Source organism: Pseudomonas sp. 21LCFQ02 (assembly GCF_024129895.2).
GTDB lineage: Bacteria > Pseudomonadota > Gammaproteobacteria > Pseudomonadales > Pseudomonadaceae > Aquipseudomonas.
On record NZ_CM178749.1, the window covers coordinates 5,026,627 to 5,050,598 of the forward strand.

22 protein-coding genes and 1 pseudogene are annotated in these 23,972 nt (G+C 58.2%); 11 read left to right on the forward strand and 12 right to left on the reverse strand.

The window, feature by feature from the left end; translation table 11 throughout:
* Positions 1-14: 14 nt before the first annotated feature.
* Both NJC40_RS22695 and NJC40_RS22700 read right to left on the reverse strand, forming a co-directional pair.
* Positions 15-548: a HEPN domain-containing protein gene (locus NJC40_RS22695; protein WP_253142538.1), complete on the reverse strand. Its 534-nt coding sequence runs from the start codon at positions 546-548 to the stop codon at positions 15-17.
* Positions 545-1,684 (reverse strand): DUF262 domain-containing protein, encoded by a 1,140-nt coding sequence (locus tag NJC40_RS22700; RefSeq protein WP_253142539.1) that lies wholly within the window; start codon positions 1,682-1,684, stop codon positions 545-547. The genes NJC40_RS22695 and NJC40_RS22700 overlap by 4 nt, the downstream gene beginning before the upstream one ends.
* Before the next feature lie 205 nt (positions 1,685-1,889).
* Between NJC40_RS22700 and NJC40_RS22705 the strand changes: the two genes are divergently transcribed.
* The 3 genes from NJC40_RS22705 to NJC40_RS22715 all read left to right on the forward strand — a co-directional run bounded on the left by NJC40_RS22705 (position 1,890) and on the right by NJC40_RS22715 (position 4,685).
* Positions 1,890-2,510 carry a tyrosine-type recombinase/integrase gene (locus NJC40_RS22705; protein WP_253142540.1) on the forward strand — a complete coding sequence of 207 codons (621 nt, stop codon included), beginning with the start codon at positions 1,890-1,892 and terminating at the stop codon, positions 2,508-2,510.
* Between the two features lie 307 nt (positions 2,511-2,817).
* The gene (locus tag NJC40_RS22710) at positions 2,818-3,945 is read left to right on the forward strand and encodes a phage exclusion protein Lit family protein (protein ID WP_253142541.1); all 1,128 of its coding nucleotides are present in this window, start codon (positions 2,818-2,820) and stop codon (positions 3,943-3,945) included.
* A gap of 113 nt (positions 3,946-4,058) precedes the next feature.
* The gene (locus tag NJC40_RS22715) at positions 4,059-4,685 is read left to right on the forward strand and encodes a hypothetical protein (RefSeq protein ID WP_253142542.1); all 627 of its coding nucleotides are present in this window, start codon (positions 4,059-4,061) and stop codon (positions 4,683-4,685) included.
* 293 nt (positions 4,686-4,978) lie between these two features.
* On the opposite strand, the gene NJC40_RS22720 is transcribed toward NJC40_RS22715, so the two are convergent.
* Positions 4,979-5,248: a DUF6124 family protein gene (locus NJC40_RS22720; protein ID WP_231906505.1), complete on the reverse strand. Its 270-nt coding sequence runs from the start codon at positions 5,246-5,248 to the stop codon at positions 4,979-4,981.
* A gap of 508 nt (positions 5,249-5,756) precedes the next feature.
* Between NJC40_RS22720 and NJC40_RS22725 the strand changes: the two genes are divergently transcribed.
* Entirely contained in the window at positions 5,757-6,935 is a 1,179-nt protein-coding gene (locus tag NJC40_RS22725) for an MFS transporter (protein WP_253142543.1), read from the forward strand.
* Between the two features lie 100 nt (positions 6,936-7,035).
* Here the strand turns inward: NJC40_RS22725 and NJC40_RS22730 are convergent, their stop codons facing one another.
* Genes NJC40_RS22730 through NJC40_RS22740 form a run of 3 tightly spaced genes read right to left on the reverse strand, consistent with a single transcriptional unit; the run spans position 7,036 to position 10,042 of the window.
* Entirely contained in the window at positions 7,036-7,674 is a 639-nt protein-coding gene (locus tag NJC40_RS22730) for an RraA family protein (RefSeq protein WP_253116652.1), read from the reverse strand.
* A 30-nt stretch (positions 7,675-7,704) separates the two neighbouring features.
* Positions 7,705-8,682 (reverse strand): hydroxyacid dehydrogenase, encoded by a 978-nt coding sequence (locus NJC40_RS22735; RefSeq protein WP_253142544.1) that lies wholly within the window; start codon positions 8,680-8,682, stop codon positions 7,705-7,707.
* Between the two features lie 10 nt (positions 8,683-8,692).
* Entirely contained in the window at positions 8,693-10,042 is a 1,350-nt protein-coding gene (locus NJC40_RS22740; protein ID WP_253142545.1) for an MFS transporter, read from the reverse strand.
* Between the two features lie 246 nt (positions 10,043-10,288).
* On the opposite strand from NJC40_RS22740, the gene NJC40_RS22745 reads away from it, so the two are divergent.
* Complete coding sequence (locus NJC40_RS22745) at positions 10,289-11,773, forward strand: IclR family transcriptional regulator domain-containing protein (RefSeq protein ID WP_253142573.1); 1,485 nt, start codon at positions 10,289-10,291, stop codon at positions 11,771-11,773.
* Positions 11,774-11,809: 36 nt separating this feature from the next.
* On the opposite strand, the gene NJC40_RS22750 is transcribed toward NJC40_RS22745, so the two are convergent.
* Complete coding sequence (locus NJC40_RS22750) at positions 11,810-12,433, reverse strand: SMI1/KNR4 family protein (RefSeq protein WP_253142546.1); 624 nt, start codon at positions 12,431-12,433, stop codon at positions 11,810-11,812.
* 94 nt (positions 12,434-12,527) lie between these two features.
* A complete protein-coding gene (locus NJC40_RS22755; RefSeq protein ID WP_253142547.1) occupies positions 12,528-13,775 on the reverse strand; it encodes a D-amino acid dehydrogenase in 1,248 nt (415 codons plus the stop codon).
* A 97-nt stretch (positions 13,776-13,872) separates the two neighbouring features.
* On the opposite strand from NJC40_RS22755, the gene NJC40_RS22760 reads away from it, so the two are divergent.
* The 3 genes and pseudogenes from NJC40_RS22760 (at position 13,873) to NJC40_RS22770 (ending at position 16,912) form a co-directional block, all read left to right on the forward strand.
* Positions 13,873-14,736 (forward strand): LysR family transcriptional regulator, encoded by an 864-nt coding sequence (locus tag NJC40_RS22760; RefSeq protein ID WP_253142548.1) that lies wholly within the window; start codon positions 13,873-13,875, stop codon positions 14,734-14,736.
* Between the two features lie 409 nt (positions 14,737-15,145).
* Positions 15,146-16,006, forward strand: a pseudogene (locus NJC40_RS22765) (methyl-accepting chemotaxis protein); the annotation flags it as partial.
* A 201-nt stretch (positions 16,007-16,207) separates the two neighbouring features.
* Entirely contained in the window at positions 16,208-16,912 is a 705-nt protein-coding gene (locus tag NJC40_RS22770) for a methyl-accepting chemotaxis protein (protein ID WP_492180587.1), read from the forward strand.
* A gap of 112 nt (positions 16,913-17,024) precedes the next feature.
* On the opposite strand, the gene NJC40_RS22775 is transcribed toward NJC40_RS22770, so the two are convergent.
* A complete protein-coding gene (locus NJC40_RS22775) occupies positions 17,025-17,654 on the reverse strand; it encodes a glutathione S-transferase family protein (RefSeq protein ID WP_253142550.1) in 630 nt (209 codons plus the stop codon).
* A gap of 104 nt (positions 17,655-17,758) precedes the next feature.
* Positions 17,759-18,592 (reverse strand): EamA family transporter, encoded by an 834-nt coding sequence (locus tag NJC40_RS22780; RefSeq protein WP_257107422.1) that lies wholly within the window; start codon positions 18,590-18,592, stop codon positions 17,759-17,761.
* Between the two features lie 108 nt (positions 18,593-18,700).
* Here NJC40_RS22780 and NJC40_RS22785 point away from each other — a divergent pair, with 108 nt between their 5' ends.
* Positions 18,701-19,177, forward strand: coding sequence for an Lrp/AsnC family transcriptional regulator (locus NJC40_RS22785; protein WP_253116668.1), 477 nt, complete (start codon positions 18,701-18,703; stop codon positions 19,175-19,177).
* Between the two features lie 204 nt (positions 19,178-19,381).
* On the opposite strand, the gene mqo is transcribed toward NJC40_RS22785, so the two are convergent.
* Positions 19,382-21,028, reverse strand: a complete 1,647-nt coding sequence (mqo, locus tag NJC40_RS22790) for a malate dehydrogenase (quinone) (protein ID WP_253142551.1) — start codon at positions 21,026-21,028, stop codon at positions 19,382-19,384.
* A 338-nt stretch (positions 21,029-21,366) separates the two neighbouring features.
* Between mqo and NJC40_RS22795 the strand changes: the two genes are divergently transcribed.
* Together NJC40_RS22795 and NJC40_RS22800 are read left to right on the forward strand one after the other, a co-directional pair.
* Complete coding sequence (locus NJC40_RS22795; RefSeq protein ID WP_253116672.1) at positions 21,367-21,537, forward strand: hypothetical protein; 171 nt, start codon at positions 21,367-21,369, stop codon at positions 21,535-21,537.
* A gap of 59 nt (positions 21,538-21,596) precedes the next feature.
* Positions 21,597-21,971: a hypothetical protein gene (locus tag NJC40_RS22800; protein WP_253142552.1), complete on the forward strand. Its 375-nt coding sequence runs from the start codon at positions 21,597-21,599 to the stop codon at positions 21,969-21,971.
* A gap of 241 nt (positions 21,972-22,212) precedes the next feature.
* On the opposite strand, the gene NJC40_RS22805 is transcribed toward NJC40_RS22800, so the two are convergent.
* Complete coding sequence (locus NJC40_RS22805) at positions 22,213-23,853, reverse strand: methyl-accepting chemotaxis protein (protein WP_253142553.1); 1,641 nt, start codon at positions 23,851-23,853, stop codon at positions 22,213-22,215.
* Positions 23,854-23,972: the final 119 nt, after the last annotated feature.

Sequence of the window (23,972 nt, forward strand, 5' to 3'; positions counted from 1 at the left end):
GAACTAAAAACGGGTTACTCTAATTCATTCACAGGCTCATCCTCACCTTCCTCAAACTCATGATGAACAACCTGATCAAGAATCCGCAGCACTTCACAGCCGCCTTGATAGCATTCAATTGTTTCTTCTATTTCGACATTTGGGGATCCGCCGTGAGCAAATTCATTCCTTGCTTTAACCAACTTGTTCAATGCTGTGTTAAATTTTGGCTTATCGCTTAAGCCTATCAATTCTTCAAATTTTTTTCGCCACCTCAAGTCAAAATCTGAAAGTATATTTTCTATTTGTCCAAGACGAGGATTGAATGAGCTATCACGAATCTTCTTCTTCACAAAGTTTCTAGCCTGTATAGCGCACTCTGCATCAACTTTGTCTGCGATTATTTTCTTAAATCCGACTTCAATAGCTCCCGACGCTCTAATTACGGCATAGCGTCGCATGTAAGGTGTTGGGTTGGCGCCCGCCCCCATCCCTACCAAAAGCTGCCTGATCCCCTCAAGTTCTTGACTGCATAATTCAAGTTGGTGCAATACCTCCTGATTTATCATCGAGGTGCTCCTTTGAAAAGCTCTCCATACATTTTCCAGACTCTATTACGAATAGTCTCAGTCCGCATGGTTTCAAAAGAAAGATAGGTTTGAAGTGCTTTGTCTTGTAGCGCTTTTTTACGTCGAGCAGACAAATTTTCTGTATGGCTGTGCGCGATGTTCTTTCTCAATCCCCAGTCAACAGCGATCATCACTGAATCGAAAACGGTTGCGCTAAATGCAGGGACCACGCGATCAGGATTGCTAGGTGATAGATTGTGAAAGGCTTCGACGCCTAAATTATCGTGAATGTAGCGTGTCGCCAACAGGAACCTATTGCGGAATGCATCGCAAAAGTCGACGCGATTATGCAGTCCCATGTACTGATTAAGATATTTTTTTAGCGAAACTCTAGAAGGAGCTTTTTTAGAATCCAGAAGTGCCAAGTCAGAGATAGCGAAGAAGCGTAGAATACACTCCATATCCCGCATTCTAGAATCAGTCTCCTCCCTCCCCCATAACTGTCGCCAAATTGGGTCTGTGTTCAATTCAAATAACAGAGAGTTGAATGGGCCTTGGTATACACAGTTGCGTATCTCTTGAGGCAACAAAGATCGACCGCCGGAATTGATGCGCTCGAAAACTTGAAACAGACTAGTATCTCCATCAGTTGGAGATTTTTGCATAAATACGATGGCGTGAATGGTCGTATTTCTAATCTTACGCTGTTCCTCCGGCTGAAGCTCTAAGAAAGCCTTCCCCTTCCAACGCTCATGAATTTTATCGCTTTTTGATAGTTTGAATACGGATCCATCTTTTGTAAAAATCCCTTTTACATAATCGCGCACGGTCATCAATCTTTGATAACCATCTATTATCAAAAGTTTTTCATCATTGGTTTTTGCTAAGAAAATACTTGGCACAGGAAGCCCAAGCAAAATGGAGTCAATGAACCTTGAGGCTTCCGACTTATCCCAGACGTAATTTCTTTGAAGTTCTGGCTTTACAAGTTCGTTATCATCATAACGACTTATTAGTTCGCGAAAGCTTAGGTCTGCCCCCCATGATGAAATTTCAAATAAGTCATCATCGCTATAAAAATCCTCATTTTCTTCTGAAGGCACATCTAGAACTACGTTGCTTTCTTCAGCGCTCATGTTTAGCGTCCTGTGCGTCATGATGGCTAGGTGCCACGATCCCAGCAAAATAGCTTAGCTTTGCGTGATTCGCAACTGAAAGCGTTACTAGAAAAACCTGCATGACTTTTGACAGCGCAGACCCAATAGAGTGGCCGCTTTGGGCCGGTTAGAGACCGTGGCTCTGGTTAGCCATCCCTATCCTTTCACACGTGGAGGACGTGTCATGAGTATCATCGCTACCCACAGCCGTCAGTCCTGGAACAAAGGAAAATTGGTCGGGCAAAAAAAAACGCTACCACTGAGAGATATCTGGGCTATCCGAGTAAGGCTTCAAATTGCAGAAAGAACTCGATATCTGGCTCTCTTCGATATTGATATCTACAGCAAGCTTCGGGCTTGCCACTTAACTAAGCTCCGCGTGCGCGACGTCGCCCATGGCGAGCACGTATTATCACGAGCCTTGGTGATGCGACAGAAAACGCAGCGGCCTGTGCAGTTCGAGATTACTGAACAAACACGGTCCGCTCTCGCGGCCTGGATACATCGGCCCCAGTTACGCAGCGAGAACTACCTTTTCCCTAGCCGGCTGCATACTTCAGACCATCTATCCACTCGGCAGTACGCTCGCATCGTCAAAGGCTGGGTGGAGGCCGTTGGGTTTGATCCAGCCATGTGTGGCATCCATACGATGAGACGTACGAAGGCCTCACTGATCTATCGCAGGACGAAGAACCTACGGGCGGTGCAGTTGCTGCTCGGCCATACGAGGCTGGAGAGCACTGTTCGATACCTGGGGATTGAGGTCGATGACGCCCTGAAGATGGCGGAGCAGACTGAGGTTTGATCATGTGTAGCGGCGGTCGGAGTCAGACCGTCGCTAACCGACCCATACCGGCCCGTCAGTTCTGGCAGATACCCGCAAATACGAATTACGAGACAGACCCTGGCTGTGTGTGAGGCATTTCGCTAATGCCCGTTTGATGGGAACTTGATATTATTTTTCGACATACGCTTATTGGCACGCCCCCGGAACTCTAAACGGCGAGGCTCTAACGAAAATATCGATGTCCTTCTGAGGCAGCGCCTTCAGAAAGGTATCGCCAATTCGCTTCAGTCGCGAGACCAGTTCAACAAAGTTGCTTGGATGCTGAATGAACGATCACACCACGAAGCTATACGAAATCTCCGACCTTATAGAACTGGCATTGACGATTGCCGATGAGGTTAAAGATAGGCTGTGCCGTCAGTGGTACACCGCCGCTGAGGTCGAATTGAGTATCAGCTGGATCGCTACTAATGACATACGTGCGGTGGCAACGGTTGAGCCATCGCTGGAAAATGTTCAGCGCCACGTCATCGCCTTGAGCTATGGGATGCTAACCCAGATCTATTCAAGTGCTTTAGAATTTGCGCGCTTCTCTCAACCTGGCCCGGATGGCGGGACTATAAACGGAACGCAGCCGCTTCCCAGGCGATTCGACATGCTGCATGCCGCTGAGCTGATGTTCATCTCAGGTGTTAGCTTTGTGATTTACCACGAGTTGGGCCATCTCAACCAAAATCACGGGGCTACACGCGCAAGGTATGGAGCAGGTTCAGCCGCCAGCATCAGCGAATTCCAAGTTGCAGGGGCGGCAACGCTCTTAGGGGATCAGGCTGCTATCTCGCATGCTACTGAACTTGCTGCGGACTTCGAGGCATTGGACTGGTTGGCGATGAGGCTTGCCCCATACAAGGGCGAAGAATTTCTGGACCACGCTTACCTACAATGTGCGATTGTAAGCTGCGTTATGCTTATGTTTCATGGCGGACGGCCTGCTCGAATGGATATGACGCCCTCAGGTACTCACCCGCCTTCAATCCTAAGAATGGATTTTTGGGTTCGTGCGTATGTGGAGCGCATTGCCTTGTTCTCACCGCAGCTTGGCTTAACGAAAGGACGCCAAGAGATACTGAATTTTTTGGACGACACTTCGTTTCTAGCGCTCCTGAGCTGCCTGAATCGACTAGGTTGTATGGACGACCCTGAGTATCAAGACTTCTGCATAGGCTCTACGACTCATCCAAACTACAAGAGCTATATGAAGAGCGTCATCAATATCTGGAGCCAGCACGACGATGAGTCCCGATCCTCACGCCGTTTTGGTGGAGTAGGTTCAGTGCTGTACTTCTCTGATGAACATAGGGTGATGGTAGGCGCTGTTCCCAACAGAGATTCGTGGAGTGAGCATCTCAAACTGACTAAGAGCTTTTTGCAAGCATCCCTGGCTAGTACATGACTCATATTAGTAGCGCGACCAAAATATATTTTTTCAAAAAATAAACGACCAGAGGTAATATTAAAGTGCTTATAGGGTTGATGAAGTGGAATTGCTTTTTGAGGAGGAAAGGGGTGGAAGCAGAAGGGGCAGAAAAGGCTGTAAGCAGCCCTGAGTTCAGCTTGACTGGCTGGAACGCATTTTGGCAGCGGACTATGGAGGATTGGCTTTCCATACCCTTTTTCTGCCTGTGGGCTATACCTCTTTGCGTAGCAATTCAGTATTCGAGCGACGAGAAAGTTAATGATTTTTTCGTGAATACGCATGGGGAAGGAATTGCGATTAAAAGTATGGGTATGCTGCTGGCTACCTCTTTATTCCCCGCAGGCTTAGCTCTGGTGTTGCACCCGAACCCAAACGGAAACTGGGTCAGGCTGCTGCGCTCACCAGCCAGAGCCGGGCGTTCCATGAGTATGACTACGTTTGCATTCATGCTTGGCGCTGCATTTGTGTTGGGTATTGCGGAAGGCTCGTCGCGCATGTACTCCCTGATGACTTTTCCACTTGCTGGTTGCGTCCTAATTTGGGCAATGCTATTCGCACTTGACTCCTTTATTTTGCAGGCCAAGAGTTGGAGCACTATGAAACTACACGGATTAGCAACTGCCTTGGGGTGGTCGCTGGTAATTACAGGGATCGTTGCGCCTATGTATTTGTATTCTCAAATAACTCATGGGGTATTTTTCCCGGCTGCAAGTTAAAATCCACGCTAACTTCGGCGACAGCATGGTTATTTGCGAAGTCATAAGAAAGCTGGTTGATCTACTGCGCACAGAGTCGACCACCTAATAGTTCTCGGAGGATTTCATCCTACTCGAGTGTCTGCTTCTGGCCGATAACAGCCATTTCTCATCAAGCATTTCAAAAAATCCCTACTGGCAAACACTCCCCGCGAAACGCTCCTGCACGCCAGGATGTTGCCTAGATATCTTCATCAACCAGCAGGAGCCCGAACCACTTCGAGCCCCTGCCGCACAATCGCAACCTCTAAACCTCAGCCACCCTCACCCACTCCAACCCCCTTCGGCAAATGCTCGATCATCTGCTCAAGCATCGCCTGGGCCTGCGCCACCAGATGCACCGCAGCCATCGCCAGGTTGCGCTGTTGCCCATGCAGGCTGTCGCCACATTCATAGGCTGTTGCATAGGCGCAGGACAGCACGTCCCAGGCACTGTTGAGCTGGTCTTCAAAAGAGATCAGGGTCGGGCCAGAGTCAGGCCGGGTGGTTGATGCAGGTGGGTCGGGTACAAGCTTCATAGTCATGGTGTATCTCCAGTTCATAAGTGAGATCACCACCAGTGCCGCGGCCAAGCGGATTGGGTGGCAACAGTACAAGGGTTGGCCGACCGGATGAGCTGGCAAATCCGGCACACCCGAAGGTGTCCCTTGCACAGTTGCCATAAAACGCGAGCACGGACGACCAGCATCCGCACGACATCTCAAGCGACTGCAACCAGACTCAATCCAACAATGGGCGGCCAAGCCCTGCCGCATATCTGTGCGACGGGAAGCAGCCTAGTGAGCGAATCGAGCTGGCGCAAGCGGTCGGGATTCTCTCGGAAATTTCACTCAAACAAAAGGGAGGCGTCTTGCAATCAGCTTGCAGATCCGACTGAAATCGCCCTACAGATCACGACTTTTCGCACAGGTGCAGTCAACCGCCCCAACCTGCCCCTTATAGCCATCAGTCATCTACCCATTCGAAATCGGCGGTTGACCCATCCGGGCTCAATGCCTACCGTGAAGTGCCTTTTTCCTGTCTGAGCAGTCAATGATTCACCGTCCAAAACTCCCCTCTACTGTCTACCTGCTGGCCTTGACGATCTTTTCGCTGGTCACCGCCGAATTCATGATCGCCGGGATGATGCCCGCGCTGGCGCAGGCCTTCTCGGTCAGCCTTGCCCAGGTTGGCAACCTGATCGCCTTCTATGCCCTGGGCATGGCGCTGGGTGGGCCGCCGGTCACGGTGTTGCTGCTCAGCCGCGGCTTCAGCAACAAACGCGCCCTCACCGGCTTGCTCGGTGTGTATGTGGCCGCCGGTGTTCTCGCGGCCACGGCGCAAAGTTACGAAGTGCTGGTGCTGGCGCGGGTGATCATGGGCGTGTCCAGTGCGGTGTGTATTGGTTTGTGCATGACGGTCTGCGCCGAGCTGGTCGAGGTGTCGGAGCGTGGCCGGGCCGTGGCAGTGGTGCTGGCCGGGTTGATGCTTTCACCGGTCGCCGGCGTGCCAATGACCGCCTGGGTCGAGCAGCATCATGGCTGGCGCGCCAGTTCGTGGGCGGTGGTGGTGCTGGCGTTGTTGTGCACGGCGCTGGCGGCGGTGCGATTGCCGCACAGCCAACCGGGCAGCGAATCGGGCCTGGCGCAGCAGTGGGCGACGCTGCATAACCGCAGTTTATGGGGCGCGTACATCACCAGTGGCTTGATCATCGGCGCGACCTTTGCGGCGTTCAGTTACTGCACGCCGATCCTGATCGAGGAAGTGGGTATTGCCCCTGGGCATGTCGCGCCGTTGCTGGCGCTGTACGGGGTGGCCAATTTAGTGGGCAATATGATTGTCGGGCGGCTGGCGGATCGTTACACGCTGCCTACCCTGGGCTGGGGCCTGGCCTTGATGGTGTTGGCACTGGGAGGTTTTGCGCTGGCGGGCGATCAGCTGTGGCTGAACCTGGGCTGTTTCATCCTGCTGGGGCTGACCGGTGTGGCGCTTAACCCGGCGATGGTGGCGCGGGTGATGCGCGCCGCCGAGCCGGGGGCGCTGGTCAATACGCTGCATACCTCGGTGATTACCGCAGGGTTGGCGTTTGGCAGTTGGGCGGGCGGCGTGGCGATTGATGGCGGTTATGGGCTGCGCGCACCGCTGTGGGTCGGTGCGCTGATGGCTTGCCTTGGCTTGCTGAGCCTGGTGCGGCCGTTTGTGGGGTATCGGCAGGCGAAGCTGTGTTCGTGAAGCTTCGTGGTCGCTAACCGAACCCGCCAGCATGCCCCATTGATCGGCATGCTGGCGACGGTCGTAGGGCCGTCAGACGCCCCGGCAGTGTCGATAAGACTCAACGAATGCTTGCCCGAACCTTGTCCCTGAAATCGTTCTCCATCGCTTCCTGGACCTTGAGTTTGTCGGCAAGTGTGGCAAGCACAGAGCGACCTATGACGATAACGCCATCTTTGTCTCCTAAAATCGCGTCGCCCGGGTTGCAGACAACATGACCGCAGGCCACCGGCGAACCCACTTGGCCTGGGCCGTATTTCGAAGGGCCGGCCGGGTTCACGGCCCGTGCGTAGGTCGGCAGTCCCATAACGCTCAGTTCCTCCACGTCGCGCACCGCGCCGTCGATCACCACCGCCGCCACCTGCCGGGCAAGGCACACTTCTCCTAGCAGGTCACCAAACACCGCACGGTTGGTTTCACCGTGGCCATTAATCACTAGAACGTCACCCGGGCGGGCGTCATCCAATGCCCTGTGGATGGCCAGGTTGTCACCTTCTCTGGTCTGGATCGGCAGGACCGTGCCAAAGAATGATGGCCGGCCTGCCACATGCTGAATGGCCGAAGCCATCATGCCGGTACGCTGCAACACGTCGCCGATCAGCGCGACCGGGTAGCGGGATATTTCTTCAATCTGTTGCAGCGATGCGCGTTCCCAGGCGTCGCTCACAGTAATGTTTTCAGCAGATGCATTGATAAACATGATTACCTCGGCGTGAATTCGTTTTACCCGTTACCCGTTGAAGGCCCTGGGTAGCGGTTTGTTTACGGGGTGCTGGGGGGCTTCGCCGCGCAAGACGGCGGCAATCGCCTCTGCTGCGCTCATGCCGACGCGCAGCAGTGACTCGTTGGTTTGCCCCGCAACATGGGGGGTGACCAACAGATTGGGCAGTTCCGAGACCGGGAAGGTGTTACAGCTGAACGGCGCAATCATGTCGGTGTTTTCAGCCGCCAGCACATCCACACCAACGCCACCCAGCTTGCCGCTGCGCAGGGCGTCGGCAACGGCCGCTTCATCGATCACGCCACCGCGACTGGTGTTGATCAAGATGGCGCCGGTTTTCATTTTTTCGATTTCCAGACCACCTATCAGGTTCTGGGTACTGACTTGCAGGGGCACATGGAGACTCACCACATCCGCCTCGGCGAGCAGCGTATCGAAGCTCACCAGGCGCTTGTCAGCGCTTGAATCATAGGCAGGGTCGGTGGCCAGAACCCGCATGCCGAACGCCTCTGCAACCGGTGCCACGTGCCGACCGATATCACCAAAACCGACCAGGCCCAAGGTCCGACCTTCCAGTTCGATGCCTGTCAGCGACAGGCGATCGGCCGCCCAGATGCCTTGGCGGGTCTGGTCGGTCGCCAGCTGTATTTTTCGACTCAGGCCCAGCAACAAGGCGAATACGTGCTCGACGACGCTGCGACGGTTTTCGCCGGGCGTATTGGTGACCCAGACGCCAAGCTCTGCTGCAGCTTCATGGTCCACATTGTCATAGCCGGCGCCATGACGGGCGATGATGCGCAGGTTCGCAGACGCGGCGATCATCGCGGCTGAGAAATGGCCACCGCGCAAAAATACGGCATCTACCTGACTCTGGATGTCGCCATATGAGACGGCGTTCGGGCCATAGCCCAGTTTTACGCGGCCTACCTTTGAGAGTGCCTTGAGTACATCTGGATGGATCGGGCTGGTTACGTAAATCAGGGGCATGATCGGCACCTTATGAAAATTGGTGGGTATTGGCGTCGTCGGTCGCCGTCGCTGCATTTTTACGAACCGTCGCGATGATGATCAGCCCCAGCAGGCCTGATGCGCACAAGATGAACGCGGGGGTTGACTGGTTGCCGGTTGCACCGATCAGCCAGGTGGCCAGGAACGGTCCTGAACCGCCGCCGATAACCGCACCGACGCTGTGACCGAATGCAACGCCGGTATGGCGGATGTGCACCGGGAAAAATTCCGGCATCACTGAATAGGTGCCGGCCTGACAGAGGGCATACGGAATCATGCCCAATGCCAGCCCGACCATGGCCAAGCTGACCGAGCCTTGCTGCATCAACATAAAAGACAGGATAGAGATCAGCGCGTACGCGAGGTAGGAGTAGCGCAGGACATTTTTTCCGCCGCGCTCGGAGGCGATCTGGCCCGCCAGCGGGATCAGGAACGCGGCAAGAATGACGGCCAGCAAGACAATGGTGGACGCCTGCCCTTTCGAGTAACCCAGAATCGAACTGAAATAGGCCGCGATGAACACCGTACCGATGTAAGTACCGATGTTCTGCACCATTGCGATCATGATCACCTTGACCAAAGGCTTGCGGTAGTCGCGAAGCAACTCGGCGAAGGGTTGGCCCTGTTTGACTTCAGCCGCCTCTTTTTTGGACGCGAACTCCGGGCTGTCTTCAATGCTCAGGCGCATGTACAGGCCGATGATGCCCAGTGGCAAGGCCAACAGAAACGGAATGCGCCAGCCCCACGAAAGCATCTCTGGATCAGTGAGGGTCGCAGCAGCCAGCCCTGCTATCGCCGCCGCCAGGCCTTTACCAAACTGGGCAATGGAAGGCAGGAACGAGATGTAAAGCGCGCGGCGTTTTGGTGGTGCCCATTCGCGTATGTAACTGGCAGCGCCGCCGATTTCGCCACCGGCAGAAAACCCCTGAAGCATCCGCAAGACCACCAGAAGTATCGGAGCCCACACTCCGATCTGGGCATAGCCGGGCAGCAAACCAATCAGCGTAGCCGCAGCGCCCATCAAGGTGATGCTGGCGATCAGACTGAAGCGCCGACCTACTTTGTCACCCAGCCAGCCGAACGCGACGGCCCCCAGTGGACGCACCAGAAATGCAGAACCGAACACCAGAAAGGTATTGAGCAAGCCGGTAGTCGGGTCGTCTGACGGGAAAAACACCATCGCCAGGGTGGCCGCAACGTAGCCGTAAACGCTGAAGTCGTAATACTCGACAAACGTTCCGAATACAGCAGCCCTCGTGGCTTTCTTGGCTTTGCGTGTCTGCTCGGTGTCTTGGACGGCCTGCGCGACCGGCTCGGCCATAACGTTATTGTTGTTCATGGGCACCTCAGGTTATCGAACGCCGCACCAATTCAAAAAATGGGACAGTGTCCTGCTTTTGTTTTAATTAGAATCTAGAACGTTGAGCGACTTGTCAACAGCATCACGTCATTTGCGATATGACGCCCTTAGACGCCAGAATGGGGACCCGACATGCCGGCTTAACTCGTGATGGCTCAAACACAATCGCTTCCCAACGCAGCGCCAACGACCTCCCCTGCCTCCAGTCACACGCGCTTGATCGAGGTGCTCGACGCGCTTGTCAGCCGCGCTGGCGGCGAACCCTGGGGCGTTCGGGAACTGGCGGCACAGCTTATGGAGAGTCGCAGCACCGTCAACCGGATCCTGGGCTCACTGGTTGATCGAGGCTTGGCGGTGGAGGCAGGGACCGGCAAGTACAGCCTTGGGCCGCGTATCAACGTCCTGCTCCAGAAGCTACGCGACTCGAATGTCCTGCTTGGTTGCCACAGCAACGCGCTGAGTGAGCTGGCGGACGCCACCCAAAGCACCGCGCTGGTCTGCATTTATTGCCCCGTCAGTGGAGGCTATTTCGTGGCCGCTTGCAGTGAGGCCAAAGCCACTCTTACATTCAGGCCACAGCTAGGCACGCTCTATCCGCTAAGCTTCGGCGACATTGGTCGCTGTTTTGCCGAGTTTCTGGCCGCCGATCGACACCTGCCGCAGGCCTGTGATGTAGCCGACAACTCGGGCAAGGTCAGCAAAGTTCCGGATGCTCACGAGGTTTTTTCAGAAGCCGAATTCCCCAAGGCATCGTCAACAGCATTAAGGCGGCTGAACAATGGGCTGCTCATTGCTGTTTCGGTGCACTCTGTCAGCGACCCGCAGCCAGCCATTATCACGCGAGCACAAGCCGGGGTAATGGGCTTGATTGAAGAAATCGTCGCGCTCACCGAGGCAGCTGAAACCGGTTCGCGGCAAGCGCCCGTTATCAGCACAGAAGAGGCCAAATCCACCCTTACCCGCCTTGAGCGACTGCTGCTGCTGGCGTGTGCCTTTCCTGCCGGTTTAAAAAACAGCGTAGGGCTTCATGAGCAAATGCTGTGCAATGAGGCAACGGCCAAGCGGCTCATCCAGTCAGCGATGCAGACAGGCATCGTGAATTTTCAGGATACAGGCCTGTATCCGGGTGCAAAGCTGTATCAGTGGGCCGCCAGAACGGGTTCAGGCTGTGAGAACCTTGCTCAGCTGACCCGGCCGATTCTGCTTGATCTGGTGCAGGAAACCGGCGAGACCATTGCGTTTCTTTCTTACGAAAAAACAACGGGGCGTGCTGAGTTTCTTGAGGTCATTCACGGTTGGCGCCCTATTCAATACACGCTGCAAACACATACCCAAGTCCCCCTCTATGCCGGCGCGGCCGGTAAAGCGGTACTGGCTTACTGTGATCAAAGCAGCGTCGAGTCGATCAAGCTTGAAAAGATCACCGACACCACGATTACCTCCCATGAAGTACTCATGGCTGAACTGAGCAACATTCGAAACAGGGGCTGGGCAACCGGTGACGGTGAACGGGTACTGGGCGCTTTCGGGGTGGCTGTACCCTTCTTCGTCGACGGCACTGTCAGGGGGTCGATCTCGGCAACGATCCCGCAATATCGTAAAGACGAGCGCGACCTGACGCAGTTGACCACATTGATGCGCCAAGCCACTGCAAAAATTGAGCGTCTGTTGTCGCTGGGCATTGCTGCTCCTTGCACAACAGGCATTTGAGCACGGCTCGCCGGCGACAGCCTGACTGCAAGATATTCAAACAGGTCTGTCGGCCACCCTCGCATTCCACTGTTCCCGGTAGCGTTCGCGCCAGCCGGGGTTGCCTTTGTCGAGCCACTCCAGGGTGGCTTCGATGCTGGTTTCGCTGATCAGGAAGTTGTCGATATGGTCGGCGATGCGCTCTTCGCTCAGGTGCAGTAAATCCAGGTAGCCGTTGAACGAGTCCGCCAGCACCACGTATTCATCGCCTTGCTGGCGGCGGCCGGTCCAGGCCGGCAAGCCGGCGACCATCGCGCCCACCTCCTGACGCCCGTCGCGCAGATCGAGCAGCAACACGCTGGCCCCGCCGTCACGCCCGATGGGCAGCAGGCCGGTGGGTGGATAGCCGTCCTGTTCGCGTAGCTGTTCGAGTTCAAAGGGGTTGGACTCGTATTGCTCGGCGGGGTCCAGGCCGTATAGCGCGAAGCTCATCAGTTCTTTGTCGCCATTGCTCAGGGTGGCGACGACGTCGTATTCCAGATAGCCGCCGTTGCAGGTTTTCAGGAACTGGCGGTAGTCGTCGGGCAGGCGGGCGCCAAGACTGCTTTCCAGTTGGGCGATGGCGTCGTCGGTCGCGCCTTCGCGGGTGTCGTCAAGGATGAGGCCGCGGTACTCGGTCATAGGTGGGCTCGTTATGAGTGTTATATGGATTTTGATGCCGCCTTCGCGAGCTCGCTCCCACAAAGTACGCTGCCGCAAGAACGGCCAAAACCGGTTATGCCAGGCGAAACGGTGCCGTGTCGATCTGCGCAGGCTGGCCAGTCACCAGGCTCGCGGTCAATTCAGCACTGGCGCAGGCCAGGGTGAAGCCCAGTGCGCCGTGGCCAACATTGAGCCACAGATTGCTCAGCGGCCCTGCCCGGTCGATGATCGGTTTACTGCCAGGGGTCGCCGGTCGCAGGCCGGCCCAAGGGCTGGCAGCGGCCAGGTCAAGTGCCGGGAAGACCTCCAGCGCCTGGCGCTTGAGCTGTGCGATGCGTTTGGGGTCGACCACCGCGCCGGGTTGCCCCATGTCGACCATCGCGGCGATGCGCAGTTCATCGCCAAGCGGTGCGTAGACCACCTTGCGTTCGGCGTCGGTCACGCTCAATTCGGGGCGTTTGCACCCGGCTGGCAGAGCACACGTCAGGCTGTAGCCGCGCAGGCCGTAAAGCGGCAGCGACAGCCCCAAGGGCGCGGTGAGGCGCAGGCTGTCCAGGCCGGCGGCGATGACAAAAGCGTCGGCTTCGACATCCCCGACAGGCAGACACACCGCGGCAATCCCGGCGCCGCGACGGACCAGATTCAGGATCGGCTGGCCCAACAGTACCTGCACATTGGGCAGGCCCTGCAGCATCGCGAACAGGCTTTCACAGAACAGGCGGCAATCGCCGGTGGCTTCGGTGGGCGTGTAGATGCCGCCCGCGATGGAGGACGCCACAGCGGCCAGCGCCGGTTCCAGCGCCAGGCACTCGGCCGCGTTCAGCAGGCGTTGGTCGCTGCCCAGTGAACGCTGGTACTCGACGCCCCTGGCGGCGGCAGCAAGGCTGCTGGCAGTGCGGTGCATCACCAGTTTGCCGGTGCGCTTGAGTTTGAATGGCAGGTCGTGTTGTGCCAGCAGCTCATCCAGCAACTGGCGGCTGTGCATCGACAGCTGGAGCATTTCCCAAGTGGTCTGCGCCACCTGGCGGCGGTTGCAAGCCTTGAGAAAGGCGTAGCACCAGCGCCATTGGTCCGGGTCCAGCCGGGGCCGAAAACGCAGCGGCGAATCGGCGTTGAGCAGCCAGCCCGGCAGCTTGGGCAGCACCGCCGGGTCGGCCAGTGGGGTCACGAAGTCATAACTTAACTGGCCGCCATTGGCGAAGCTGGTTTCCCGCGCCACCTGTGGCTGGCGGTCGATCAGGGTCACTTGCACGCCTTGGCGGGCGAGATACCAGGCGCTGGTCAGGCCCACTACGCCGGCGCCGATGATGATTACGTGCATGTCTCACCTCCTGTTATGACCCGGCCGATTGTGAGCCGATGGCATGCCCCGGCGCCAAGGCGTATAACGGCAGCATCCATAACCTTTGGTAATACGCGTGCGAACACGTCACATCGAGATTTTCCGGGCAGCACATCGCACCGGGTCACTGACCAAGGCCGCCGAGTGGCTGTGTATCTCCCAGCCGGCGGCCAGCAAACTGCTCGCCCATGCCGAAGCGAGTTTGGGCTTTCGGCTGCTTGATCGGGTCAAGGGGCGCCTGCAACTGACCCGTGAAGGTGAGGCGCTGGTGCCTGCGGTTGAGCGGATGTACCGCGAACTCGAAGAAATCAAACGCCTGTCACGCAGCCTGCGCGCCAACCCACAAGGCCAGCTCAAGCTCGGTTGTATCCCGACCCTGGGCCTGAAGGTGCTGCCGCGCACCCTGGCCGCCACTCAACAGGCCAACCCCGGCGTAACGCTGGAGCTGACCACCGCGCACAGCGAGCAACTCGCCCAGGCGCTGCTGACCCGCGAAATGTCCATGGCGGTGGTGTTCAACCCGCGCCCCTACCCTGGCTTGAAGGCCATTGAAGTGGGCAGCATCGAGCTGGTCTGCGTCGATGGTACGAATGCCAGAACGCCGGTCGCGCTGGATCAGCTCGACCCCGCCAGAGTGATCGCCCTGCCGGCAGAAGACCCGCTGGGCACTCTGGTCCAGACCCTGCTCCCCGAACAAAACAGCGCGTTCAAGGTGCAGACCTATTACGTGGCCTGCGCCCTCGCCCAGTCCGGGGCCGGTGTGGCAATCATCGATGAACTGACCGCCCAGGCGTTGCTGGAGCCGGATCAGCATGCGCGGGCGCTGCTGCCGTCAGTCCGTATCAGCGTGGCGGTGCTGGTGCATGAAGCGGCAGTGCTGTCGGTGCTGGAAACGCAGGTTCTGGACCGGCTCAGGGCCGTACTGCAAGCGCGAGACTGATAAATCCAGCCGTTACCTCTGTCGACACACACATTCACCCAAAAATGTATAGAACCAATGTGCCATCACTTGGTCTGTGTTGAGTCTCCAGCGCCAGCAAAGCGCCATTACCGCAATGATCAGGCTTGAGGCGGTGTTGTGCCTGCTGCCAGGCGCGGCGCAGGACATTGAGCGTCATGAACGCCTATTCGATAAGAAACCGCTCTGCCACCCCGTTAAACCTTCAGGGGTTTGCACTCCGGGCTCCATTCAGGAAATCAACATGCAAGATAAACGCTCGAATTTTCTAAGTGACATCAGCGTCAGGTCCAAACTGGTCTTGGGTTTTTCGCTGCTCATGTGCATGATCCTGTTGATGACCTACACCGGTTGGTATGCCACCGACACCCTGCGCGACCGCAGCGAGCGGATGATCGATATCGCCACGTTCAGCACTGCGACCCGCGATATGCGCATTGAGCGGCTGGTCTACCTCACCAAAGCCGATGACGTGCAGGCCGCAAAGTGGCAAGCCAAGATCGACGAAACCACTCGCCACCTCACCAGCATCGCGCCGAACTTCCAGTCGCCGGCCAATATTCAGTTGCTGGCCGACGCAGATGGCAACCTCAATCGCTATCGCGGCTTTTACAACCAGGCGGTCGCCGCGACCCGCGAGCGCGAGGCGTCACGCATGGCGGCTACCGGGTTGGCAGAGGCGGTCAATGCCGAACTCAAGCGTCTTGCAGCCATCGCCAATGCCGAAACCGGCACGCCACAAAGCCGTGCGGCGCTGACCGAGACCTTTCTCGCCACGCAGAAGATGCTCGCAAGCTTTAGCAGCTATACCGCACTCCCCAGCCCGGCGACGGACGCCGAGGCACACAAGGCAATCGCTGAAGTGATGGCCTTGGTCAACAGCCTCACCGGCGCCGCCATACCGGCCCGCGACGTGCAGCAGCTAAGCGCTGAACTGCAACGGTACGAGGCGCAGCTCAACACCATGGTGGCGACCCAGGCCCGTATCGACCAGGCCCAGGCGGGGATTACGCTGACTGTCAGTAATCTGCTGGACATCGCCGGCAAGATGACCGCCATACAGCGGCAGAACCGCGAAGACGATGTCGCCAGCGTCAGGCAGATGCTGGGGCTGTGGATGGTCCTGGCATTGATCTGCGGCATCGTGGCCGCCTGGCTGATTACCCGCTCGATCGTGACCCCGCTCAAGGAGACTGTCGCCATCGCCGAGAAGGTGGCAGACGGTGATTTCACCGCCACGGTGGTGGTCAACCGCAAGGACGAACTGGGCGCACTGCAGTCATCCATGCAGCGCATGACCGTGGCCCTGCGCGGGCTGGTCAGCGAGGTCAAACACGGCATCATTCAACTGGCCAGCGCTGCCGAGGAGCTGTCGGCGGTGACCGAGCAAACCAGCGCCGGGGTCAACTCGCAAAAGGTGGCAACCGATCAGATCGCCACGGCCATGCAGCAGATGACCGCCACCACCCACGACGTGGCGCATAACGCCAGCCAGGCGGCCAAGTCCGCTGTCAGCGCCAGTGACAAGGCCGCGCAGGGCGACAAGGTGGTCAGTCAGGCCGTCGAACAGATCGAAACCCTGTCCAGTGATATGCAAGTGACCAAGGAGGCAATGACTGAGCTGCGCGCCAACACCGAGAGCATCGGCGGCGTGCTGGACGTGATCAAGGCGGTGTCTGACCAGACCAACCTGCTGGCCTTGAACGCCGCCATCGAGGCCGCGCGCGCCGGGGAAGCCGGCCGCGGCTTTGCGGTGGTCGCTGACGAGGTTCGCGGGCTGGCGTTGCGCACGCGGACCTCAGCCGACGAAATCGCTCAGCTCATCGAACGCCTGCAAGCCAGCACGCATCAGATGACATCGGCGCTGGAGCAGAACATCGCGCTGACCGGTAAAAGCGTCGAGCACTCCCGCGATGCGCGCACCATGCTTGGCAGCATCATCGAGTCGGTCAGGGATATCGAGCGGATGAACGAGCAGATTGCTTGCGCCTCGGAACAACAAAGCTCGGCTGGCGCAGAAATAGCCCGCAGCGTGACCGAAGTACGGGACATCTCGGATCAGACCGCAGCGGCCAGCGAAGAAACCGCCTCCTCCAGCATGGAGCTGGCAAGAATCGGCGTACAACTGCAAGCGATGGTCGAGCGCTTCAAGGTGTAATGGCTGGCAACCATGGGACCTGCAGGAGCGGATTTATTCGCGAAGCTTCAGCCGCTAATTCGCCGCTAAAGCGGCTCCTGCAGGTCCTGATGGCCAACCATCACCGCCCGCTTCAGAGGCCGGTCGGCCCCGGCATCAGCTCATATGGATGCTGCCAGCCCGGCAGCTCCTGAATGCGCTTTTTCCAGGCCTGGATATGCGGATAAGCCTCCATCGACAGCCCGGTTTCTTCAGGCATGAACACATAACCGGCCAGCGACAGGTCAGCGATGGTCACACGCTCGCCGACCAGCCATGGCGTCTTGCTCAGGTGGGTATCAACCACCTGATAGGCCGCTGCAGCGCGGTCACGCAGAAAACGCGTCACTTCAGTGTCACCGGTTTTCTGGATGCCATACAAAAAGCGCAGCGTGGCGTAGTAGCTGGTAAATTTGTGATTGTCGAAAAGCATCCAGCGCCAGATTTCCTGTTTTTCTTCCGCCGTGCGGCCGCCAAACTGGCCGGTGTAATCGGCCAGGTAGTCGAGAATCAGCGCCGACTGGGTGAGGCTTTTGCCCTGATGCTCCAGTACCGGGACTTCGCCCTGTTCGTTGACCGTATCGCGCCACTGCCGGGTGCGGGTCTGGCCGTTGAGAAAGTCGACGAACACCGGTTGCCAGGTCTGCCGGGACAGCGCCAGAAACAGCGCGACCTTATAAGCGTTGCCTGATAGGGCAAAGCAGTGCAGTTTGAATTCGGACATTTTCCCGCCTTATCGTTATTGATCCCTGAGCATTGCATAACAATGCCAGCACAGTATCAGGGCTATAAAGACTACAGACCAGCACCAAGCCGTAACCACACTAATCACTGCCTGCGCCCGACCAGCGCCGCTCCCGCACAGGCCGCGGCAATCGCCGCCACTCCGGCACACTGCAACAGGCTCAAGGCCTCGCCCAACACCAGCCAGCCGGCCAGCGCCGCCATGGCCGGTGAGGCACTGAGCAGAATGCCGAACACCTGCGCCGGCAAATGGCGCATGGCGTACATGTCCAGCAGGTAAGGCACCATGCTCGACAACAGCGCCACACTCAGGCCAATCGCCAATACCCAAGGTTGCAATAGCTGCTCACCCGCCTGCACCACGCCCAGCGGCGCACCAAACAGCGCCGCCACCAGCATGCCCGAAGCCACCGCCTGCTTGCCGTGGATGGCCACCCGGGTGCCAAGCTTCACATACAACCCCCAGGCCGCCGCCGCGCCCAAGGCGTAGGCAATGCCACGCGGATCAAGCCCTTGCTGGCCACTGCCCCAAGGCAGCAACACCAGGCCGAGCAGCGACAGGCCGATCCAGAGTAAATCGATCCGCCGCCGCGACGCCAGCAAGGCCACCGCCAGCGGCCCGACCACTTCGATGGACACCGCCACGCCCACCGGAATGTAGAGCATGGCGCGGTAGATCAGCAGGTTCATCGCCCCCATCATCACCCCGTAGCCGATCAGGCCCGGCAGGTTCGCGGGTTGCCAGATCCGCCAGGGCCGCAGCAGCACCAGCATGACCAGCGCCGAGATCCCCAGGCGCAGTGCCGCGACACCTTCCGGACCGACCAGGGTGAAAATGGATTTGCCCACCGCCGCGCCGGTCTGGACCGAAATGATCCCCAGCATGGCGGCAAGAATGGAAGTGCTTTGCAGGTTCACGGAAAACTCCAGCCCAAGTGCGTGGCAGGATTCTAGGCTTTGCCGTGCGGGCGGTTTGCTGTATACCGCTGCGCAGGACGAGTGAATTGCTTGATTTAGGCCGTAAAAATGAATGAATCACCCAAGCGTGCGCTGGACAGCTTCGATCAGGCAATCCTGCGCATGCTGCAACAGGACAACAAGACCTCCCAACGCGCGATTGCCGAAGCCATCGGCCTGTCGACCCCGGCAGTGCAACGGCGCATCGCGCAACTGGAAGACAGCGGCGTGATTGTCAGCAACACCGCCGTGATCGCCCCGGAGAGCGTCGGCCAGCAGATCACCGCGATTGTCGAGTCACGCCTGTGCGACGACCGCGCCGTGGTGATGAACCGCGCCAAACGCTACTTCGCCGGGGTAAGTGAGGTGCAGCAGTGCTATTTCGTCAGCGGCGGGGTGTCGTTCATCATCGTCATGCTGGCCCGGGACATCGCGCATTTCGATCAACTGGTGCAGCAGCATTTTGCCGGGAATGAGGATATTCACACCTACCGCACCTTGATCGTGCTGGACAAGGTCAAGGTGGGGCTGACGGTGCCGGTGTAACAACGGCCGATTCTTGCAGGAGCTGCTTCAGCTGCGAAAGTTTGGCGGCTAAAGCCAATACTGTTCGTTTAGGTGCTTTATGCCTCGGTGGGAAGAGCCGGCCGGCGCTCCGGTTGCTCGCGAAGAGGCCGGTAAGGTCACAGCCTCTGTTGTGAATGTCACGCCGCCTTCGCGACCAAGGTCGCTCCTACAGGTTGAACACCCTCAAGGTTTCAGATCCGGATCGCTGTCCTGATTGTCCTGCCCCAACGGGTCGATATCGTCCGGATTGCGTGGATCCTGGCGCGTGTCGATGCCCGGTGCCGGGGCCAGTTGCAAGACCTCGTTGGTGTAGGCCCAAGTCTTTTGCACCTCATCGGGGCGGTCGTTCAGGTGAAAACCATACGAGGGGATAATCTGTTTGATCTTGCTCTGCCAGGCCGGGGTGGCGAGCTGGTCCTTGAACACTTTGCCCAGCAGGTCGAGCATGATCGGCGGTGCAGTGGAGGCTCCTGGCGAGGCGCCCAGCAGGCCGGCGATACTGCGGTCAGCCGAGACCACCACTTCGGTGCCGAGTTTGAGTACCCCGCCCAGGTCTTGATCCTTCTTGATGATCTGCACCCGCTGGCCAGCCTGCCACAGGCGCCAGTCTTCCTTCTTCGCCTGCGGAAAGTAGGTTTGCAACGCGGCAAAGCGATCATCGTCGGACTGGATGACCTGGCCGATCAGGTATTGCACCAGGTCAAACTCACGTACGCCGACCCGCACCATCGGCCAGGTGTTATGCAGGTTCATGCTGCCGACCAGGTCAAATAGTGAACCTTGCTTGAGAAACTTGGTGGAAAAGGTCGCAAAGGGTCCAAACAGAATCATGCGCTTACCGTCCAGCACGCGGGTGTCAAGGTGCGGCACAGACATCGGCGGTGCGCCGGTAGCGGCGATGCCGTAGGCCTTGGCCATGTGCTGCTGGGCGATGGTCGGGTTGTCGGTCACCAGAAACGAGCCACCCACCGGGAAACCGGCATAGGCTTTGGCTTCTTCGATACCGGACGCTTGCAACAGCGGCAAGGCTGCACCGCCCGCCCCGACGAACAAAAACTTCGCGTCGGTGGCGCCGCTAGTACCGTCCTTGAGGTTTTTGTACTCCACGTGCCAGGAGCCATCGGCGTTGCGGGTGATGTCACGCACTTCGGTCGACAGCTTCAGGTCGAAGTTGGGTCGGCTCTGTAAGTAGCCCACATACTGGCGGGTGATTTCACCGAAATTGACGTCAGTGCCAATCGGCGTCCAGGTCGCGGCCAGCTTCTGGCTCGGATCGCGGCCTTCCATCATCAGCGGCACCCATTGGCGAATCTGCGCCGGGTCTTCGGAATACTGCATGGGCCGGAACAGCGGGCTGGCTTGCAGCGCCTCGTAGCGTTTCTTGAGAAAACGGATGTTGTCGTCCCCCCATACGAAACTCATGTGCGGCGTGCTGTTGATGAACGAACGCGGGTTCTTCAACACGCCCTGCCTGACCTGCCAGGCCAGGAACTGCCGGGTGATCTGGAACGATTCGTTGATCTCCACCGCCTTGGTGATGTCGATCTTGCCGTCCTTTTCAGGCGTGTAATTCAGCTCGGCCAACGCCGAATGCCCGGTGCCGGCGTTGTTCCAGCCGTTGGAGCTTTCCTCGGCGACCTTGTCGAGGCGCTCGACCATTTCCATCGACCAGCCCGGCTCCAGTTCATTGAGCCACACGGCCAGGGTCGAACTCATGATCCCGCCACCCACCAACAGCACATCCACACGCCGGGTCTCGGCGGCTTGTGCACTGAGCAGGCAACATGCGAGTGCGGTCAATGCCCACTTCAGCCCGGTTTGGTACTTCATATCTGCTCCCGCGAGGCCTTCGCCCCTGTCTGAATACTCCGCCAGCCACGAGGCGGCTGGCTGATGAGCCAGGACACGACATCGGGCGCCAGCACGGGCTGCTGACAAGCAATCAGTGCACATCGGGCCAGCCCTCGCTTGATGGTTCGAGGCACAAAGGCGATCGCAGTTCAACCCGTCGGCCAAGCGGGCGCTTAACGGCACCTGGTTGTATCAGCCAAGTAACACGGCGCGTACCGCAGACCATTTATCCGCCGGGCGATAAGCCGGTTGAACCTCTGCGCCGGCGCAATGGCCTTCTGTTTTGTGAGCGGCAACAGCAATATTTCGGAGGCCACATGAACAACACTCCCCGGGAACCGCGTCAGGATTCCAAGCAACCTGAACATACCGGCGAAGCCGAACGCGACAACGACGCCCTGCGTCCGGACGGCTCGACCGGCACGCAGCACGACTCGACCGCGCAGAAAGCTGCACGCGGCAAGGGCAAGCCGCCGGGTACTCGTTGAACCCGATGAGCCTTTGACCGTCTTATCAGGGCGACCCAACTGCCTTTGTGGAGGCCCTGATGAAGTGTTTGAGCGCCGTATTATTGGCATGTCTGAGCAGCGCTGCGCTGGCCGCCCCACCCGCGCTGGACCTGCCCAGCTGCAACCTGGTCGAGCAACGCGCTTTGCCTGGGGAAACCGGTGGCTCGGTAAAAGATGTCGGCCACGCACATATCTCGGAGCGCGCCAATGTGCTGGTGGCCGACATAGGTACTTCGCGCAAGGCCCGGCACATTACCCAGGACCAGGCGGCGAAGCTGACCAAACGGATTGAATCAGTGCGTGCGCAGACCGAAGGGTTCGTCAAGCAACAGGGGTTTCTCAGTGCAGGAGAACGGGCCAGTTTTGACCGGGAATTTGATGCGATAGCCCACAAGCTGTGCAAGCCTGCGTGATCGCAGACACCCGCAAGAGCGGCTTTAGCCGCGAAGATTCAGCGTCAGAAACCTTTCGCAGCCAAAGCCAACACTATGCCCATGTGGGAGCGAGCTCTGCTCGCGAAGAGGCCAGTAAAAACATTATATCTGCTGTGAATGTGCCGCCGTCTTCGCCAGCAGAGCTGCCTCTCACCGAGATGTGTGTACTTAACCGAACAGTCTTGAAGCTAAAGCGGCTCCTACAAGGTAATACCCCGGCCTAGCCCACCTTGAACATCGCGACCTTCTCGCTCAGGCGGCTGGCCAGTTCGGCCAGTTCGCTGCTGGCCGAGGCCACTTGCGACGAACCGCTGGCGGTGTGGACGGTCAGTTCGTGAATACGGCTGATGTTCTTCGAAACGTCCTCGGCGACGCTGCTTTGTTGTACCGCCGCACTGGCGATCTGCGCGTTCATGTCGTTGATCGCGCCTACCTCATGGCTCACTTTGGCCAGCGCCGCCTGGGCGTTACGGGTCTGCTCCACGGTGCGGGTGGCCAGTTCGCAGCTGTTGCGCATGTTCTGCGCGGCGGCCTCGGTGCCGCTTTGCAGGGTGCTGATCATTTCACGGATTTCCTGGGTCGACTGCTGGGTGCGGTTGGCCAGCGAGCGCACTTCATCGGCCACCACCGCAAAGCCGCGACCGTGCTCGCCAGCCCGCGCCGCTTCAATGGCAGCATTGAGGGCCAGCAGGTTGGTCTGCGCGGCAATCGAATTGATCACCTCAATCACCGACTCAATGTTTTCACTGTCGCGCGATACCTGCTCGACCGTGTCGGTGGTCTGGGTCAGGGTGACTGCCAATTGCTCGATCGATTGTGAGGTATCAGTCACCAGGCGGTTACCGCTCTCCACCCCGACATCCGCCTGTTTGGTCGCACTGGCGGCCTGCACGGCGTAGCCAGAGACCTCATTGACGGTCGAGGCCATTTGCGTGATGGCGGTGGCAATCTGCTCGGCTTCGCGGGTCTGGCGACTGATGTGTTCGTTGTTCTGTGCCGAGGTGGCGGTCAGTTGCGCCGACGCATGACTGACCTCGTGGGCGGCGGCACGCACTTGGATAATGGTCTGCGACAAACGCGCCAGCGCAGACTTAAGCACGCCCATGACGCTGGCCGGGTACCGGGTGGTCAGCTTTTGCTGCAAATCACCGGCCGCCAGGCGCTCGATGGCTTGCGCCACCTCGGTCGGTTCGGCGCCGAGGGTCGAAGTCACATAGCCGATGATCTGCCGGGCCAGCAGAATACTCAGCAACAAGGCCACACCGCTGGCCAGCAGCATCAGGCCACGAAACGAACTGGCGGTGTCCTGCACGTCGTTGAGCTTGGCCCTGATCAACACTTCTTCCGAGTCGATCAGCGCGTTGACGCGCTTGAGCCACTCGCTGTACAGGCCAGCAGTGCGTTGCAGCAACAGCGCCTGACTGGCGGCGATATCACCGCTGCGGCGCAGCTCGATCAGGGTTTTGGCCGAGGCCTGGGTCTGCTGTTCGATGTCCTTGATCGCCGCCAGCAGCTTGCGCTCCTCCGGGGTCACGTCGCGGGTGCTGAACAACTGATCCATGCTGACTGCAGCGTCAGCGTAGGCCTTTTCCAGACGGCTGATTTCGGCCAGATGCAGCTCCAGACTCTGGTTGTTATCGACCAGCACCGCATCGCGGATGGCAATCGCCCGATCGTGCACGCTGCCCCGGAAATTGATCGCATAACGCTGCACCATTGCGGCGTTGTCGCTGACATTGGCCAGGGTGCTGTCGATGTAGCCGACGCGCTGAATCCCCACCGCGGTAATCATCAGCAGCAGCGAGACAATCGCGCCGAAACCGAGGCCGATGCGGGTCGAGAGGGCAAGAGGTTTTTTCATTCGCAGGACTCGGCTGGGCGTCAGGGGAGAAAGATCACGTATATCAGAGTGACATCACTCTACCAAGCGACCATAGCCGATAGCGAAAAGAAATCTGTCATTAATATTTCTTAATGACC

Coding starts and splice junctions, on each gene's coding strand:
- NJC40_RS22695 (WP_253142538.1), bottom strand. CDS start 548: ATGATAAATCAGGAGGTATTGCACCAACTTGAATTATGCAGTCAAGAA.
- NJC40_RS22700 (WP_253142539.1), bottom strand. CDS start 1,684: ATGAGCGCTGAAGAAAGCAACGTAGTTCTAGATGTGCCTTCAGAAGAA.
- NJC40_RS22705 (WP_253142540.1), top strand. CDS start 1,890: ATGAGTATCATCGCTACCCACAGCCGTCAGTCCTGGAACAAAGGAAAA.
- NJC40_RS22710 (WP_253142541.1), top strand. CDS start 2,818: ATGAACGATCACACCACGAAGCTATACGAAATCTCCGACCTTATAGAA.
- NJC40_RS22720 (WP_231906505.1), bottom strand. CDS start 5,248: ATGACTATGAAGCTTGTACCCGACCCACCTGCATCAACCACCCGGCCT.
- NJC40_RS22725 (WP_253142543.1), top strand. CDS start 5,757: ATGATTCACCGTCCAAAACTCCCCTCTACTGTCTACCTGCTGGCCTTG.
- NJC40_RS22730 (WP_253116652.1), bottom strand. CDS start 7,674: ATGTTTATCAATGCATCTGCTGAAAACATTACTGTGAGCGACGCCTGG.
- NJC40_RS22735 (WP_253142544.1), bottom strand. CDS start 8,682: ATGCCCCTGATTTACGTAACCAGCCCGATCCATCCAGATGTACTCAAG.
- NJC40_RS22740 (WP_253142545.1), bottom strand. CDS start 10,042: ATGAACAACAATAACGTTATGGCCGAGCCGGTCGCGCAGGCCGTCCAA.
- NJC40_RS22750 (WP_253142546.1), bottom strand. CDS start 12,433: ATGACCGAGTACCGCGGCCTCATCCTTGACGACACCCGCGAAGGCGCG.
- NJC40_RS22755 (WP_253142547.1), bottom strand. CDS start 13,775: ATGCACGTAATCATCATCGGCGCCGGCGTAGTGGGCCTGACCAGCGCC.
- NJC40_RS22770 (WP_492180587.1), top strand. CDS start 16,208: ATGACCGCCACCACCCACGACGTGGCGCATAACGCCAGCCAGGCGGCC.
- NJC40_RS22775 (WP_253142550.1), bottom strand. CDS start 17,654: ATGTCCGAATTCAAACTGCACTGCTTTGCCCTATCAGGCAACGCTTAT.
- NJC40_RS22785 (WP_253116668.1), top strand. CDS start 18,701: ATGAATGAATCACCCAAGCGTGCGCTGGACAGCTTCGATCAGGCAATC.
- mqo (WP_253142551.1), bottom strand. CDS start 21,028: ATGAAGTACCAAACCGGGCTGAAGTGGGCATTGACCGCACTCGCATGT.
- NJC40_RS22795 (WP_253116672.1), top strand. CDS start 21,367: ATGAACAACACTCCCCGGGAACCGCGTCAGGATTCCAAGCAACCTGAA.
- NJC40_RS22800 (WP_253142552.1), top strand. CDS start 21,597: ATGAAGTGTTTGAGCGCCGTATTATTGGCATGTCTGAGCAGCGCTGCG.
- NJC40_RS22805 (WP_253142553.1), bottom strand. CDS start 23,853: ATGAAAAAACCTCTTGCCCTCTCGACCCGCATCGGCCTCGGTTTCGGC.